At 58.7% G+C, this 17,146-nt stretch carries 10 protein-coding genes; 1 reads left to right on the plus strand and 9 read right to left on the minus strand.

The genetic code is table 11. From position 1 onward, the window contains the following. Positions 1 to 75 precede the first annotated feature (75 nt). From ALFI_RS01785 to cysS, 7 genes are all read right to left on the minus strand, one after another. The gene (locus ALFI_RS01785) at positions 76 to 2,448 is read right to left on the minus strand and encodes a hypothetical protein (RefSeq protein WP_244264993.1); all 2,373 of its coding nucleotides are present in this window, start codon (positions 2,446 to 2,448) and stop codon (positions 76 to 78) included. Positions 2,449 to 2,854: 406 nt separating this feature from the next. Continuing rightward, positions 2,855 to 5,857, minus strand: coding sequence for a hypothetical protein (locus ALFI_RS01790; RefSeq protein WP_014774543.1), 3,003 nt, complete (start codon positions 5,855 to 5,857; stop codon positions 2,855 to 2,857). Between the two features lie 289 nt (positions 5,858 to 6,146). Then, positions 6,147 to 7,484 carry an exo-beta-N-acetylmuramidase NamZ family protein gene (locus ALFI_RS01795; RefSeq protein WP_014774544.1) on the minus strand — a complete coding sequence of 446 codons (1,338 nt, stop codon included), beginning with the start codon at positions 7,482 to 7,484 and terminating at the stop codon, positions 6,147 to 6,149. 41 nt (positions 7,485 to 7,525) lie between these two features. Continuing rightward, positions 7,526 to 8,638, minus strand: coding sequence for a peptide chain release factor 2 (gene prfB / locus ALFI_RS01800; protein WP_009598653.1), 1,113 nt, complete (start codon positions 8,636 to 8,638; stop codon positions 7,526 to 7,528). Positions 8,639 to 8,670: 32 nt separating this feature from the next. Further along, positions 8,671 to 9,306: a cytidylate kinase-like family protein gene (locus tag ALFI_RS01805; RefSeq protein WP_009598593.1), complete on the minus strand. Its 636-nt coding sequence runs from the start codon at positions 9,304 to 9,306 to the stop codon at positions 8,671 to 8,673. A gap of 9 nt (positions 9,307 to 9,315) precedes the next feature. Further along, positions 9,316 to 10,722: an MATE family efflux transporter gene (locus tag ALFI_RS01810; RefSeq protein ID WP_014774545.1), complete on the minus strand. Its 1,407-nt coding sequence runs from the start codon at positions 10,720 to 10,722 to the stop codon at positions 9,316 to 9,318. A gap of 221 nt (positions 10,723 to 10,943) precedes the next feature. Next, the gene (gene cysS, locus ALFI_RS01815) at positions 10,944 to 12,419 is read right to left on the minus strand and encodes a cysteine--tRNA ligase (protein ID WP_014774546.1); all 1,476 of its coding nucleotides are present in this window, start codon (positions 12,417 to 12,419) and stop codon (positions 10,944 to 10,946) included. Between the two features lie 189 nt (positions 12,420 to 12,608). Between cysS and ALFI_RS01820 the strand changes: the two genes are divergently transcribed. Beyond that, entirely contained in the window at positions 12,609 to 14,030 is a 1,422-nt protein-coding gene (locus tag ALFI_RS01820; protein ID WP_014774547.1) for a DEAD/DEAH box helicase, read from the plus strand. A gap of 124 nt (positions 14,031 to 14,154) precedes the next feature. On the opposite strand, the gene ALFI_RS01825 is transcribed toward ALFI_RS01820, so the two are convergent. Both ALFI_RS01825 and ALFI_RS01830 read right to left on the minus strand, forming a co-directional pair. Next, a complete protein-coding gene (locus ALFI_RS01825; protein ID WP_014774548.1) occupies positions 14,155 to 14,823 on the minus strand; it encodes a M15 family metallopeptidase in 669 nt (222 codons plus the stop codon). A 198-nt stretch (positions 14,824 to 15,021) separates the two neighbouring features. Next, the gene (locus ALFI_RS01830) at positions 15,022 to 17,064 is read right to left on the minus strand and encodes an alpha-L-fucosidase (protein ID WP_014774549.1); all 2,043 of its coding nucleotides are present in this window, start codon (positions 17,062 to 17,064) and stop codon (positions 15,022 to 15,024) included. Positions 17,065 to 17,146 lie beyond the last annotated feature (82 nt).

The following is a 17,146-nucleotide window of genomic DNA, read 5'->3' on the forward strand; positions in this document are numbered from 1 at the left end:
CGAAGCACATATATATTTCCAATAAAAAAACTGCGGTCCAAATTGGACCGCAGTTCGATATGATTATTCAAACTCTTACAACCTATTCAAGAGTTGGAAATCCGTGTTATTATCCAAGTTATTTGAAATCTGCTTTTTCAATCCAGCATTTTCAAATTTCCCACTGTTGCCAATGACAGTCCCCGACGCAGCAGGACGATCGAATACAAGCGAGCTCGGCATTGCTACTTGGCTTTCGAATACCACGCCATTCTGCTTAACTGAAGTTGACAGAACTGTACATCCAGAAAGTACACTCGACAGTTTACTTGCATGCAGAATTGTAGCAGCAGACTTCGAAGCAGCTACAGAAGCACCTGAACTCTTCCTTGTCATTGTATAAGGACCTATCGGATAATCCTTATCGGTATATCCTTCAGCTGCCTTTTGCCAATAAATATCTTGTCCAAGAACCCAGAAGAAGTCCATCGAACTGGTAGTAAAATTACCCATTCCCTCGACACTTCCTTGATATAGAGTAATCGTTGCTGAGTTTTTATCTGCATTAAGCTTTCCGGTAAATCCGGGATAACCACCGTTAATAATATAATATTTTCCCTGCAAAAGTGCCCGTCCTGTAAGAGTCAGGACACTTCCATCCTCCGGATCGGTATATAAACTCTGGCCTTCCAATATCTCAAAATTTCCGGTAGCACTATCGAATTTAGCCGACGGAAGAATCTGCGACTGGTCACGAATCGTAGTAATGCCCCATCCTTGTAATTTATAGGATGAATTAGCAACCCCCTGAATGAACGTAACGTCGAAAGAAAGCGGCGCAGCATTCACCTCAGACGAAGTGCTGGTTAAAGTCCACGTACCGAGCCATGCCTTGTAAGCATCGGAAGCCTCCCCACCACCTTCAGTAGTGGCTGCGACATGCTTTGTAGTCGATTTACCAGCCGAATCCGTAACTTTTAAAATACAAGTATAGGAAGTAGCGGGATCTAATCCACTAAAGGTTACTCCAATTCCGGGATTCTGAACAAGCCCGTCCAACCATCCGTCTTTAGTAGACATATCTGTTCCGTTCTGAGTAACTATAGCATCATAAGAAGCTCCCTGAGCAAGTACTTTTTCAACATCCGAAGTTAAAAATACTCCATAATACGCACCTGTTGCAGTCGGAGCATAGGCTCCCATATAAACCTTAGTGTCTGTATTTGCACCATTAGCATCTCCAGCACGAAGTGTCAAAGTCAGTTCCGGACCATCGCCCGTTTCACCGTCATCTGCAAGTGTGGTAAACCTCTCTTTGGTCACTGCCGTTGTTCCAGCAGTTCCGTTACATCCGAAAGCGACGACACAATATTCCGTTTCAGGATCAAAAGGAATATGTTGCTCTATCAGCTCCTTAGAATAGCCATCAGGACCCGTAGACAAATATTTGGTAACATCACCGTCATTCGCGCCAATAATAGCTGCAATCAACTGATTGTCATCAGGTATCTGATCGACAACGGAAGCCGGATAAATATCAAAATAATAGGTATCGGAATTATTAGACGGAGTAATGTTAATATCAGCGCCTTTCGCTCCGATATTCGTTACAGCGATAGTAAAAGTCAAATCGCCGCCCTGAGCAGCATCAGTAGTTGCCGAAGCTGAATCGACCGTTGTTTTTCCATTGGCACTCGTAACGGAAACAATCGCCGTAACCGCCGTAGCAGCAGGCACACCGCGGCAAGGCAGATCATAACCTTCAGCGCTGTTTATCTTCTCAACCTGCTCAGTCTTAAGTGTCGGATCAGTCGTAACTCCGGCCAAAATCTCAGCAAGCGTTTTTCCCTCGGCAAGCGCCTTATCGACAGCAGATTTCATAAGGAATGCCGCTTTTGCCGAAACTATATCCGAGGACTTGATATGGCAGGTGACATACGAAGAAGTGTTCGCACCGCTGGCGTCGCCCGCTCTCATGGAAAGGGTCAATTCAGGAGCAGGCTCCGGAGCATCGTCCGTCTTGAACGCCTCTTTCACCAGATCGGAGGTGAAGCGGCCGTCGGTCAGCATGCCGAGCGCAACGGCGTAGTAGTCGGTGCCGGCCGTCAGATCGGTGATTTTCTGCGGTGCGCTTCCCTTGACGAGGGCCGTTGCGAGATACTCGCTGAGCGGCAGCACCTTCTTATCCGCAATAGCTTTCAGATTGTCGAGAATATGCTGGGCATAGGCCGCGTCGGACTCGAACGTGTCGAACTCGGCCTTCTTTACAGCCGCATAATAGTAGGTAGCTTGGTCGTTGCTGGGAGTTACCGTTACGGTAGCTTCGGTCTGGGCTACATCCGAAACAGCGACACTAAACGAATAAGAGGGGGGGGGTCCGACTTTGTCGTCGTCGTCATTACAGCCTGAGGTGACAAACAGAAGAGTCACGGCTGCCAATAACATGCGCAAGTAAGATTTGAGCGTCATAGGCTTAAAATTAAATTAATAAAATTGACAAGATATAACAATTCGTCCGGCAAGGAACGCTAAAAATTATATTACGTTAGCAAATATAAGTATTTATATTCGTAATTGTATCATTCAGATACAAGAAAAACGGCATGCCGGATCAGGTTTCGCAGGCCGTTTGATTACAATATTGAGAAATCCGGGGGCATTTGATTACAAAATCCAATCATCGACGGCAATATTCAGTAATATTTCCGAAGGAAAAAATATTTTTCAGATTTTTTCAAAAAATTTATTTTCGACGCATGCCGGACCTCGGCGCGGGCCGGACATTCCGGGATCGGCTTCCCGAAAGCCGATTTCCACAGACAAAAAAGCTGCGGCGCATATGCGCCGCAGCTCGATTATAGGAATACGGAAGAGGCTATCTTCTGGGAGTCCGGACTCTGTTTTTCGGAGACCGGGCCGCAGCCGCCGTCTTCAAGGAGACCTCTTCAGCCTGCTTCAAGCCTGCATTTATGCCGACAAGGCATTTGATCTGAGCGGGTTTGCCACCGGATAACGCCTCTGCGTTGCCGGACATTTCCGCACCCCGGACCATCTTTTCGGACAGGGCCGAGGTCCGCTCCCGGCGCAGATTTATCAACTGCGAAGCAGCGGCCTGCGGCATGTTCGGCTCTTCGAGCGGCCGGAAAACCTTCGGGACATCGAGTCCGGGCAGCAGCGAACTGCACAACACGGGTAGTTTAACGCCTGCGGCCGCGGCTTTCGACGCTCCCGACAGTTCGGAGATGGGCGAGGCCCCGGACTTGGTGAAGCGCACTCCCAGCCGGAAGATTTCACCGACATTGCCCGATGCGTCTTCGGCGACGGCGAGGAAGGTGCACTGGGTATCCCACGAGCAGGTGAAATTAATCTTCGCGGCATCCTTCACGCCCTGAGACTTCAGCGCGTTGATGATCGTGGCTTCGGAAACCGCTCCGGGGTCCGTATAATCGCCGGTATAAAGGGCTACGTACCAATGCGCGGCATCCGCCGAAGAGGTAACCGTTGCGGGAATATACGCTTTTCCCGACGCATTGGATGATACTCCGGCTGCAACGATCTCGTCGCCGTCGAAGTACTTGTCGTAGGCCGCCTCCACCGTCGCGGAACCGGCTACGGCTTCGAGCGTCGTGAATATTTCGCCGACGGCAGGCGTGCCGACAACGTTGCCACTCAGGTCCACACATGCGGCATAAGGCCTGTAGGCCGTTTTGGAAGAGAGTTTGCCGTACGCATAGGAAGCGCCCGAATACCAAGCGCCCAGCCCGGCGATAACCTGCACGGGAGTCAGATTTCCGTATTGCGCCGTACCGTAGAGCGCAAACATGTCCGTTACGTGCGACACAAGCGCTTCGGCGTTTCCGCCCAGCTGGGTATAGCTGGCATCGGAAATCACGTCCCAAATATAGGTAACGGGCTCTTTGGTCGTCTCCACGGTTACCGTCGCACCGCCGGAGGTGATGTCTTCGACTTTGAAGGTGAATCCGGTACCCGCGGCGTCAGGCCCGGCGCCCGCCGTGAACTTGGCTTTCGTGACGCCCGTCGTCGCCGAAGCGCCGTCGTATCCGAACGCAACGAGATAATATTCGGCGCCGGGCATCATGGCGAGTTCCCCACCGAAATCCGTAGGTACGGTCGCATAATCGCCGGTCACCAGAAGCCACGAGATAATCTGGCCGTACTTCTGCTCGACGGAAGCGATGATCTCGGCATCGGACATGCCCTTGATTTCATCGGCCAGCATGAAATCGAGCATATAGGGATCTTCGTCGTTGGAGGCCGTAATCGCAGCCGTCACACCGCCGGGAATCGGCTCCGCCGAGGTGTCGATAGCGATCGACAGCGTCAGATCGGAGGTCGCCGCTGTCTCCGTTGTAAACTCATGGCGCGTAACGGCCGTCGTCGCCGCCGTATTGTACCCGAAGGCAAGCACGTAATAGGAGGTCCCGGCCGTCAGGGAGGTCGGTTTGTAACCGTCTTCGCCTTGGCTCAGCATTCCGGCGATGCCGCCGTATTTCGCATAGGTTTCATCGAGCGCCGCGATCAGCGAAGCGTCATCGGCAAAATTCTCGTCGATCAGTTTTTTGGGCTGGATATCGAAGAAATAGGTCTCGGTATCGTTCGAGGGCGTCACGGTCACCATGGCCGAGGTGGCTTTCAGCTCCGTCACCGCAATGGAGAAAGTGAGGTCCGACGGCGGCACGTCACCGGAGGTCGTAGAGACGTTTTCGCTCTTCACCGTGGAGCGTCCGCCGGCCGAAACGACTTTGAAAATCACCGTATAATCCGTCGAAGGCACGATCACGTCGCCCGCCAGCGTCAGGCCGAGACCTCCCTTCGCATTCAGGGCGGCAATATCCTCGCTCTTGACATCCTGACCGTTGGCATCGGCGATATTTTCGAGCGAAGCGCCCTGCCCGATAAAATCATCCACGATTTGCTTCGGAAGACACGCCATCTTGGCGGATACGGCGGCCTCCGACACGGCAGTGCAGTAGATCATCGTCGAGGTATTGTTTCCGTCGGCATCGCCGGCGCGGGCCGAGAAGGCCAGATCAGGCGCTTCGCCCGTAGGCGCCGTCGTCGAGAATTTGTACATCTGCAGCTCCGAGGTAGGTTCCTCCTTCTCGGCATCGTAGCCGATGGCGTAGACATAGTATTCGGTTCCGGGCTTCAGAGCGAGCATCCCTTCGAACATCTCCGCAGGGTAACCGTCCGGTCCCTGCGTCAGATAGGCGGGAATGATCGCGTCCAAAACGTCGGCGAGAATCTCGTCCTCGGACATTCCCTCGTAGGCCGCCGCCGCAATCACGTCGAAATAATAGGGAGCTTCGTCGTCGGAGGGAATGACGGCGATATCGGCGGCCGTCATGGTGATATTCTCCACCTTGAATTCGAAGGTCAGCTCCGTCGGTTCGGGGGTCGCCGTCGTGAACGGCGTCTTCTTCAAATCGGACGTAACCCGGCCCTCCGGCGTAATGCCGTATACATAGGCATAGTAGTCGGTCGAAGGCTCCAGCGTGACGAATTTGATCGGTTCGCTTCCCGTGGCGATTACGGTTTCCAGATAGGCTTTAAAGGTCAGCTGCTTTTTTTCGGCCTGAGCCTTCAGATAATCGATATCGTCGTCCAGATAAGCCTCGTCGGATCCCAATTTATCGAAATCGGCCTTTTTGACGACAGAGCAATAATAGGTAGCCAGCGCATCGCTGGGAGTTACGGTAACCACGGCGTCGGCAACCCTGATATCCGAAACGGCTATATCAAAGGTGTACTTTTCCGAGGGGGGGGGAATTTCTTCGTCCGAATCTTTGCAACCGACCGCCACGAACAGAAGAGCAATGGCAGCCGATAACACACGCATGTAGGATCTAAGTGTCATAGGCTTAAATTTTAATTAGTAAACAGACAGAATCGACATAACCATTCTTCCGGCAAGGGTTTTACAGAATCGCTACGCAGGTAAAGATAGGCATTTATCCCTGCGGTTGTACCGGCAGGCTCCGGCACGAAACGTCCGCCGAATCCATCCGGCGGACGTTTTGGTTACAACTCGGCAGAGTTATCCCGTTATCGGTTACGAACCGGAACCGATTGCGAAGATATGTAGCAAATATGCAGGTGAAAAAAATTCCGAATAAAAATTAAAATCCACTCAAAAACAGGGAGTTTCACTCCGCATAGAGCAGATACGGCCGGCGCTGGCGGCGGAAACGGCTGAGATCCTCCTGCCAGCACGCGCGGATTTCCGCTTCCGAAGCCCCGGCGAGAATCATCTCGCGGACATAGCCCACGCCGATGAGTTTTTCGAACATCGGAGTGAAGAACCGCTCGCCCAAGCCCAGATTGCGATAAGCCTCGATCACATAGCGCAGCGTCAGCCCCACCTGCCGCGCCTCGTCGAGCGGCATTCGGCTCAGGTCGGCGCCGTGGCAGAGCCGGCCCTCCAGCGGAGGATGCTTGGCCCCGGCCGTCGGACGGGGCGTAAACGAGAATCCATACCCCTTCATATCGGGATGGCCGTAGATTTCGAACGGCTTGTCGGTCCCGCGCCCCAGACTGACGACCGTCCCTTCGAAAAGACAGAGCGACGGATAGAGGTAGACGGCCCGCTGCGTCGGCAGATTGGGCGACGGCGCGACCGGAAGCCCGTAAGGTGTCGCATGGGTGTAATTGCGGCAGCAGACTACATCCAGCCTGCATTTCCGGCTCCACCCCTCGCCGACGGCCATCCGGGCGATCTCACCCATCGTAAGCCCGTGCAGCACGGGAATCGACAAGGCTCCGACGCCCGACTTGTACTTCATGTCGAGCACCGGCCCGTCGATCAGATGCCCGTTGGGATTGGGACGGTCGAGCACGACGACCGTACGGCCGAATTCGGCGCAGGCGTCCATCATGCGGAGCATCGTTATATAATAGGTGTAGAACCGCAGTCCGACGTCCTGCATATCGACCACCAGCACATCGAACGACTGCATCGCCTCGTCCGAGGGGCGTTTGGTATTGCCGTCGTAGAGCGACCGGATCGGGATTCCCGTCCGCTCGTCCACCGAGTTTCCGACATGCTCGCCCGCATCGGCCGTTCCCCGGAATCCGTGTTCGGGCGAAAAGATCCCCGTCACATTGAATCCGCGGCCGTGCAGCAGATCGACCAGATGGATCGTCCCGTCGGCGGAAGCCCCCGGCAAACGAGCCGGCCGATTCCCGGCCCTGTCCGGCAAAACCGTCGCGTCGCCTGCGGATACTTCCGGCAGTCGTTCCGCCTCTGCCGCATATTTCCCCTGCGCCGGTTCGTAGAAACGCGCGACGGCGGTATGGTTCGCCAGCACGGCCACGCGCAGGCCCTTCAGTTTCGGAAAATAGGCCGCAGTGTCGGTCATGCCGACCAGCACCGGAGCATGCGGAAGCGGTGCGCCGCAGGCCGATCCGGGCTGCGCCCCCTGTGCCGCAGCGCGCGGCGCGACGGCCAAGGCCGCAAGCGTCAGGAAAACGAGTAGTCTCTTCATCTTACAAAGATAGCGATCTTTTCGTACGGCGAAACCCCGGATCAGGCTTCGGCGCCGTACTCCATCAGGTAAGCCTTGATGAATTCGTCCAGCCCCCCGTCCATGACGGCTTCGACAGCCGAGGTCTGCACGCCCGTCCGGTGATCCTTGACGCGGCGGTCGTCGAAGACGTAGGAACGGATCTGCGAACCCCATTCGATCTTCTTTTTCGACGCCTCCAAAGCCTGCTGCGTGGCCATGCGTTTGTCCAGCTCGCGCTGGTAGAGCTTCGATTTGAGGATACGCATGGCGTTCTCGCGGTTCATCAGCTGCGAGCGGGTCTCCATGTTCTCGATCAGGAACTCCACCGCTTCGCCCGTATCGGCGTCCTTGCCGTGATAACGCAGGCGCACGGCGGTTTCGACCTTATTGACGTTCTGACCGCCCGCACCGCTGGCTCGGAACGTATCCCACTCTATGTCCGAGGGATTCACCGTCACCTCGATCGTATCGTCCACGGCGGGCGACACGAAAACCGACGCGAAAGTCGTCTGCCGCTTGTTGTTGGCGTTGAAGGGCGAAAGGCGCACCATGCGGTGCACGCCGTTCTCGCTCTTGAGGTAGCCGTACGCATACTCGCCTTCGAACTCCAGCGTGCAGGACTTCACCCCCACCTCGTCGCCGGCCTGATAGTCGAGCACCTTGACCTTGTAGCCGTGCGCCTCGCCCCAGCGGGTATACATGCGCAGCAGCATCGACGCCCAGTCGAGCGCTTCGGTGCCGCCGGCCCCGGCGTTGATGTCGAGAATCGCCCCCAGCTTGTCCTCGTCGCGGCGCAGCATGTTGCGCATTTCGAGTTTCTCGATGCGCTCCAGCGTCTGCGCATAATGGGCGTCCATCTCCTGCTCGCTCACCACGCCCTCCTTCACGAATTCGGGCATCAGCGCAAGATCCTCGACGTCCTTCGCAACGGCGTCGTAATCGTCCACCCACGCCTTGATGGCCGCTACGCGGCGCAGCTGTTCGCGCGCCTGATCCGGGTTGTCCCAGAAATCCGGCACTTGGGTCTTCTCCTCTTCGTTGAGCAGGTCGATGCGCTTCTGTTCGATGTTCAGACAGCGCTCCAGCGCACCGCTGCGCTGTTCCAAATCCTTTATCTGATCTGCAAGTATCATAGGCAATCAATTAACAAAAAAAATGCGGCCACTCAGGGCTTCACGCCCAGTTTGCGTTCCACGAATTCCAGCACGAAACCGGTCGTGCCGTCGATTCCCAGCACCGACGAATCGATGCAGAGATCATAGGTCTCGGCCATTCCCCACGTGCCGCTGCTGTAATAATTGTAGTAGGCCGCGCGCCGGGCGTCGGTGCGGTCCATCAGGCTCTCCGCCTCTCCGGGCGCGATGCCGTGCAGGCGGCAGAGCCGCTCGATACGTTCGGCACGGCCGGCCGCGATGAAAATATTCACGGTGCGCGGATGATCGCGCAGAATATAGTCGGCGCAGCGGCCCACGAAAACGCACGATTCGCGCGAAGCGAGGTCGCGGATCACGTCGCTTTGGATTTTGAACAGCGCATCGCTGCTCAGCACGTTGCTCCCCGAATATTCGCTTCCGACGAACGGCGAACGCAGATAGCCGATGAAGGTCGCGAACAGGTTGCGCGACTCCTTTTCGTCGGCTTTCTCGAAAATTTCGGGGCAGATGCCGCTCTGCTCGGCGGCCAGATTGATCAGCTGCTTGTCGTAAACGCCGATTCCGAGTCTCGCCGCCACGGCCTCGCCGACGGCCTTGCCGCCGCTTCCGAGCTGCCGCCCGATATTGATGACGAATTTATCTTTCATAGTCGCGGATTATTCGGGGTTGTTCGTTGCCGGGGCCGCATCCATCTTGGCCCGGAATTTACGCAGCTGGTAGGCCAGCATGCAGAAGGCCACAACCGACGCCAGCAGGTCTGAGAGCGGCATCGAGCACCACACGCCCCAGCTGCCGTCCCAACGGGTATAGACGTCGAAGATGTGCGGCAGGAAGATCAGCCCCGGCATCAGGAAAAGCAGCTGGCGCGAAAGCGACAGGAAAATCGCCTTGCCGGCCATGCCGATGCTCATGAAGAAGTTGGTGGCCACCATCTGGAACCCGATGATCGGGAAGCAGATGAAGACGATGCGCATGCCCTCAACGGACAGCCGGATCAGTTCGGGATCGTTCGTGAAGGCAGACACCGCCAGCCGCGGGACCAGCTCGCCCATCAGGAATCCGGCCATCGTGACGCACGTGGCGCCGATGATCGTCAGCTTCAGCACGCGCAGCACGCGCTCGTACTGCCGGGCGCCGAAATTATACCCCGCGATGGGCTGCATGCCCTGATTGATGCCCATGACGATCATCACGAAGAAGAACGCCAGCCGGTTCACGATGCCGTAGGCGCCGATCATCAGGTCGCCGCCGTATTGTTTCAGCCCCTTGTTGATCAGGATCACGATGAAGCAGGCCGCGAGGTTCATCAGGAAGGGCGACATGCCGATGGCCAGAATATCGCGCACGATCTTGCGGCGCAGGCGGTAGATGCCGGGCCTGAAATGGAGCAGTTCGCTCTTATCCGAAAGGATATGGAACTGCCAGACGAGCGCGATGACCTGTGCCAGTATCGTGGCGACGGCCGCGCCGCGGATGCCCCACCCGAAACCGTAAATGAACAGCGGGTCGAGCGCAGCGTTGATCACCACCGTATAGATCGTAGCGTACATCGACTTGCGCGGGTGGCCCGAAGCTCTCAGCACGGAGTTCAGTCCCAAATACATATGCGTGATGACGTTTCCCAAGAGGATAATCGTCATGTAGTCGCGCGCATAGCCTATCGTCGCGTCGCTGGCTCCGAAGAAATAGAGGATCGGGTCGAGAAACAACAGCGTCACCAGTCCGAACGAAAGACCGATAATCAGGTTCAGCACCACCACGTTGCCCAGAATGTTCTGGGCCGTTTCATAGTCGCGCTGGCCCAGACGCATCGACACCAGCGTCGCGGCGCCCACGCCCACCAGCGAACCGAACGCCGCGGCGAGGTTCATCAGCGGGAAGGTCAGCGCCAGCCCCGAAATGGCCAGCGGCCCCACGCCGTGGCCGATGAAGATGCTGTCGACCATGTTGTAGAGCGAAGCGGCCGTCATGGCGATGACCGCCGGCACGGCATATTGTACGAGCAGTTTGCGGATACGCTCCGTTCCGAGTTCCGCAGCCGCTCCCTTTATTGTTACAGACATAATTTCCTGTTCATATTCCTGTAGAGTGCCGATTTCCCGGAATCACCTCCCGGACATGCAGCCCGACGCCGCCCGGCACGGCGGACATCCTGCATACCGCCCGGACACAACCTGACAACTCCCCGGGCACCACCGTCCCCGGACACTGCCGGGGCGGCAAAAACCGTGCACCGCACTCCGGCGTCCGTTCCGGCGGGCGGCGCCCGAAAATCGGGAGACAGCTATTCCAGCTCCCAGTCGCTGCCGTCCTTGCGGTCCTTGACGCGGATTCCGGCGGCGGCCAGCCCGTCGCGGATACGGTCGGAAGCGGCCCAGTCCTTCGCGGCGCGAGCCTTCAGACGTTCATCGAGCAGCATCTCGACCAGCGGCGTCACGTAGTCGCGGCCCGAAGCCGAGCCGGCGGCCTTCTCGTCGCGCAGGCCGAGAATGTCGAACGCATAGCGGCGAACGGTCGTCTTCAGTGTTTCGAGGTCGGCGGCCGTGATGGTCTGCCGGCCCTCAGCAAGCTGGTTGATGACGCGCACCCAGTCGAACAGCGCCGAAATGACCATCGGCGAATTCAGGTCGTCGTCCATCGCCGCGCGGCAGCGTCCCTCCAGTTCGGCCGGATCGACCGTCGAGACGTCGGCGGGTTTGATCCTGCCGAGCGCCTCGACGCCCTTCATCAGGCGGTCGAGTCCCTTCTCGGCGGCCTGCAGCGCCCCGTTCGAGAAGTCGAGCGTCGAGCGGTACTGCGCCTGCAGCACGAAGAAACGGATCGTCATCGGCGAATAGGCCTGCGCCAGCAGTTTGTGGCTGCCGGTGAAAAGCTCTTCGAGGGTGATGAAGTTGCCCAGCGACTTGCCCATCTTCTGGCCGTTGATCGTAATCATGTTGTTGTGCACCCAGTAACGGGCCGAATCGTGGCCCAGCGCCGCCGTGGACTGCGCGATCTCGCATTCGTGGTGCGGGAACATCAGGTCCATGCCGCCGCCGTGGATGTCGAAACGCTCGCCCAGATAGCGGGTGCTCATGGCCGAGCACTCCATATGCCAGCCGGGGAATCCCTCGCTCCACGGCGAAGGCCAGCGCATGATATGTTCGGGCGACGCCTTCTTCCACAACGCGAAGTCGTACGAATGGCGCTTGTCGCTCTGACCGTCCAGCTCGCGGGTGTTGGCGACGATATCGTCGAGATTGCGGCCCGAAAGCCGGCCGTAATTGTATTTCCGGTTGTACTTCTCCACGTCGAAGTAGACCGAGCCGTTCGACTCGTAGGCGAACCCGTCAGCCAGAATCTTCTTCACGAACTCGATCTGCTCGATGATATGTCCCGACGCATAGGGTTCGATCGAGGGCGTCTCGACGTTCAGGGCCTCCATCGCACGGTGGTAACGCTCCGTGTAGTAGTGGGCCACCTCCATCGGCTCCAGCTGTTCGAGCCGGGCCTTCTTGGCGATTTTGTCCTCTCCCTCGTCGGCGTCGTGCTCCAGATGTCCCACGTCCGTGATGTTGCGCACGTAACGCACCTTGTAGCCGCTGGCCTTGAGGTAGCGGAACAGCAGGTCGAACGTCACGGCCGGACGGGCGTGGCCCAGATGCGGGTCGCCGTAGACCGTAGGGCCGCAGACATACATGCCCACGCGGCCGGGAGTCAAAGGCTCGAACTCCTCCTTGCGGCGGGTGAGCGTATTGTAAAGTACGAGTTTCGATTCCATAATTATCCGAAAAATTTACCGCAAAAATAAGAAATTTAATCGACATGCGCCAGAATCGCGGAATTAATCGTACCTTTGCGGCGACAATAATAGCACGCGCCGGTCTGACGCCACCCGTTTTTCCCTACCGTATATTATGCGACAATACGAATTATCCGGCTCCCAGAACCGGAATAAAACCGATATGCAATGACATTCAAGGAACTGAACCTCATAGAACCCATCATGCACGCCGTAGCCGAGAAGGGCTACGTCACCCCCACGCCCATTCAGGAGCAGGCCATTCCGCCCGCACTCGAAGGACGCGACCTGATGGGCTGCGCCCAGACAGGAACGGGCAAGACGGCGGCCTTCACGCTGCCGATCCTGCAGCTGCTCTCGGCCCGGCCCCGCACCAAAGGACGCCGCCCCATCAAGGCGCTGGTGCTCACGCCCACGCGCGAACTGGCGATCCAGATCGACGAGTGCTGCCGCGACTATGCCCGCTACACCGACCTGCGCCACTGCGTGATCTTCGGCGGTGTCAACCAGCGTCCGCAGGTGGACGCCCTGCAGCGCGGCATCGACCTGCTGGTCGCCACGCCGGGCCGCCTGCTCGACCTGATCGGACAGGGATACGTCTCGCTCTCCGACATCCGCTTCTTCGTGCTCGACGAAGCCGACCGGATGCTCGACATGGGTTTCATCCACGACATCAAACGGATACTTCCGCTGCTGCCCAAAGAGCGGCAGACGCTCTTCTTTTCGGCGACGATGCCCTCGGACATCGTCACGCTGGCCAATTCGATGCTCCACGACCCGGTGCACGTCACCGTCACTCCTCCGGCGTCGGTCGTCGAGACGATCAGCCAAAGCGTCATGTTCGCCGAGAAGGCCGAGAAAAAAGACCTGCTCATCAGCCTGCTGCGCGAACGGTCCGAAGGCTCGGTGCTGGTTTTCTCGCGCACCAAGCACGGCGCGGACCGCATCGCCCGCATCCTCACCAAAGCGGGCATCGAGGGGCGCGCCATCCATGGCGACAAGTCGCAGGGGGCCCGCGAACGGGCCATGAACGATTTCCGGGCGGGCCGCTGCCGCGTACTGATCGCCACCGACATCGCCGCGCGGGGGATCGACATCAGCGAACTGCCGCTGGTCATCAATTACGACCTGCCGGAAGTGGCCGAAACCTATGTACACCGCATCGGACGCACGGGACGCGCCGGGCACGACGGCACGGCGATAGCCTTTTGCTCGGAAGACGAACGCCCGCTGCTGAAAGACATCCAGAAACTGACCGGACTTGTCCTCGATCCCGATTCCGGACGCCTCACGCCGGGCATGCAGACCGACACGAAATCCCCGCGGAAACAGGAATCCTCCCAACGGAGTGCACCGAAGCAGGCCGCGCAGGGCGGCGACGGCCGGACGCCGGCCGGACAAAGCGGAGATGCAAAAGGGCCGCGCCGACGCAGGCGAAACGCCCCGAAACGGGAAGGACAGGCCCAGAGCGCACACGCGCCGCAACCGCAAAACGGCGGAGGACAAGCGTCCGAAAACCGCGAACCGGGCCGCCGCAGGCCGCACCGCCGCAGACGCAGCGACCGGAAATCCGAAGGGCAGCGTCCCTGAAAAGGGGAAGCGTCCCGGAGCGGGGAAGCGTCCCTGAAAAGGAAACGCCGAAAACAGAAACCGGGCCGGACAACCGGCCCTTCATGTCATCCGGAGGAGTGCGCCGAAAGCAACCCTCCGCGGATCAGAAATCCAATAACTTATACCGGGTCCGGACTTCGGACATCGCCATCGGCTCCTCGTAATGCCACCACTCGCGGCGGTAGGGCACCAGCCCCGCTTCGCGCATCACGCTTCCGAGCAGCTGGCGGTTGCGGCAGGCTTCGGCCGAAATGCGTCCCTCGGCCGCCAGCGCGGGTTCATTGCCCGTGTGGGCCTCGTCGCCGAAGAAATCGACCGGAGTTCCCATATCGACCGGAGCGCCGGTCTCGTCGAGCAGCGTCACATCGACCGCAACGCCGTAGTTATGACGTCCGCCGCGCGTTCCGTCGGCTACGTAAACCTGATTCGGCGTACCTTTGACCAATTCGTACATCTGCCGCTGCACGCTGACCGGACGCGCGGCGTCGCACACCAAGAGCCGCCATCCGGGACGACGCTCCCGCAGCAGCCGCTGCGCCGCAGCCACCTTGCGCGCGAAATGCGGAAGCAGGTAGGCGGTTTCCAGATCGCCGTAGACGTCGCGGCGCATGAAATTATCCGGGGCCGAGTACATCAGCTTCACCCGCAGCGTCGAATCCACGGCCAGCACATCCACCAGCCCCGCCCGGCGCATCTTGGCGTCGAAGCCCTCTTGGGCCTGCACGCCCCAGCAAATCATAACCGCTGCAAACACCATCCAAACTCTTCTCATAACAACATCTCCATTTTCCAGCTCAAAGATAATCAATTATCTGCAAATCAAAAGACACCGCCGGGCGCACGGCAGGCCGGACCGTCCGGATCAAAGCCCGGCTCCGGGAACCGCCGCAAACGGCGTGCGCACGCCGTTCCCAAACAAATGAACGGCAGCCCCGAAGATAGCGCCGTCCATCCGACACACGCATATCGACTATTCCGTCAGAACCGAAAATTCCGCGATGCCGGGACGGTCGCCCGCAGCGAGCGACAGCGCCTCGAACCGGACGGTACGCCCGCGCAGCGGCTCGAATTCCACGACCTGCTCCACCGGATTGTTGACGATATTCGAGAATTCGCCCTCCGCCGCCGTACGGCCGTCGACCGACACGCGATAGCGGGTCACCACGCCGCTCGCCCAGCGACTTTGGTCGGGCGTGTAGGCAAATCCCCTGAAAGTCCGCTCCTCCCCCGTATCGGCGGAGAACCCCGCAACGCCCGCGGGCAGATAGACGACAGTCGAGACATCGCCGTCGAAAAGCCCGACGGCCTCTTCGTCCGGAAGCTCCTTCACGCGAAACGCCCCACAGGGAATATCGAACCCGCGCGAAGCCACGGCGCTCATACGACCGTCCTCCGGGTCCCGGACAAGCGCCTTGACAACGCCCCGGCCCGTCATCGGAAAAGGTTTCGCGTACAGCTCCGAAGAAGGCCCCGGCTCCGTCCCGTCCAGCGTATAGCGGATCTCCGCCTGCGTATCGCCCGCAGCGAGCGTCACCTCGCCCGCACCGTTGCGCACGATGCGCGGCTCTTCGAGCAGCACGGGCGCATCGTAGGCTCCCACATTGGAGATGCAGAGCGGACCGCGGGCCTGCCCGAAACGGACGCGGAGCGCCGGAGTCGTGACCCCTGCGAAACGAATGATCCGCTTGTATCCGATCGTCGTCATTTCCTCCGCGGTTTCGACGGGCCGCCACGTATCGCCGTCGAGCCATTCGACGGCAAAGCGTCCGACGCGCTGTCCGAGCGGAATATATTCCTGAAGCAAAATGCGGTTCACACGGCGCGGCCGCTCAAACTGCAGCGAGAGCGTCGCCGCCGTCACGCCGTCGTCGGTAGCCCAGTAAGTATCGGCCCTGCCGTCGACGGCTTTCGCCGCGGAGAACCGGCGCGCCCCGCCCCGCACGTTGTCGGCCGTCGCTTGGGCTTCGCCGAAAAGGTCGTGCGCGAACTCCGCATCGAGCGCACGGCGCCACTCCATGATACGCGCGGAATCCGCAGGGGCGATGCGGCCGGAGCGATCGACCGGAAAATTGAGCAGCAGATTGGCGTTGCGCCCCACGCTTTCATAATAGATGTCGATCAGCCGCGAGAGACTTTTGAGCTGGTGGTCTTCCCGCGGATGATAGAACCAGCCCGGACGTATCGAGACGTCGCACTCGCCCGGCAGCCATGTATCGCCGTCGGACTCGCCGCAGGTGAAATCATTGAGCCGTTCATCGCCGCGGCCCTTTACCATGCTCCAATTCGTCTGTCCGGCCCGGCCCTCTTCGTTGCCTATCCAGCGGATGTCGGCGCACGTGCCGCCGAAAATCACCGCTCCGGGCTGCAGTTCGTTGATCGTCCGGCGCGCCCGCTCGTAGCCGTAATAGGTCTTGGCGTCGATGCTGCGCTTCTCGTCCGCACCGCCGTACCAGCCGTCGCCGCCGTTCGCGCCGTCGAACCAGTATTCGAAAAGCGGCCCGTAACCGGTGAGCAGTTCGCGCATCTGGTTGTGGAAATAAGCGACATACTCCTCCCGCCCGTATTCCGGATGGTTGCGGTCCCAAGGCGAAAGATAGATGCCGAACTTGAGTCCGTGCCTGCGGCAGGCATCGGACAGCTCCCGCACCAAATCCCCCTTGCCGCCGCGCCACGGGGAGTTCTTCACGCTGTACTCGGTATAGGCCGAAGGCCAGAGACAGAACCCGTCGTGGTGCTTGGCCGTGAGCATCACGCCTTTCATTCCGGCGGCCCGGAACGTCCGCACCCACTGGTCGCAATCCAGATCCGCAGGGTCGAACGTCGAAGCCGGAGTATCGCCGTACCCCCATTCCATGTCGTTGAACGTATTGAGCCCGTAATGGACGAAGGCGTAGGTTTCCAGCTGCTGCCAAGCGAGCTGACGGGCATTCGGCACCGGAAAAAGCGGCGCGGGAGCTTCGACGCGGCCGCATGCGGCCGCGAAGAGCAGAAAAACGGAGAGCGTTCTTTTCATGGACGGACAATTATTCGTTAAAATTAAACAAAATCGGAAACATAACGAAAAATCAGGCGGCAAAAACAACCGACCGCATTCG

The sequence above is a fragment of the Alistipes finegoldii DSM 17242 genome (assembly GCF_000265365.1).
GTDB lineage: Bacteria > Bacteroidota > Bacteroidia > Bacteroidales > Rikenellaceae > Alistipes > Alistipes finegoldii.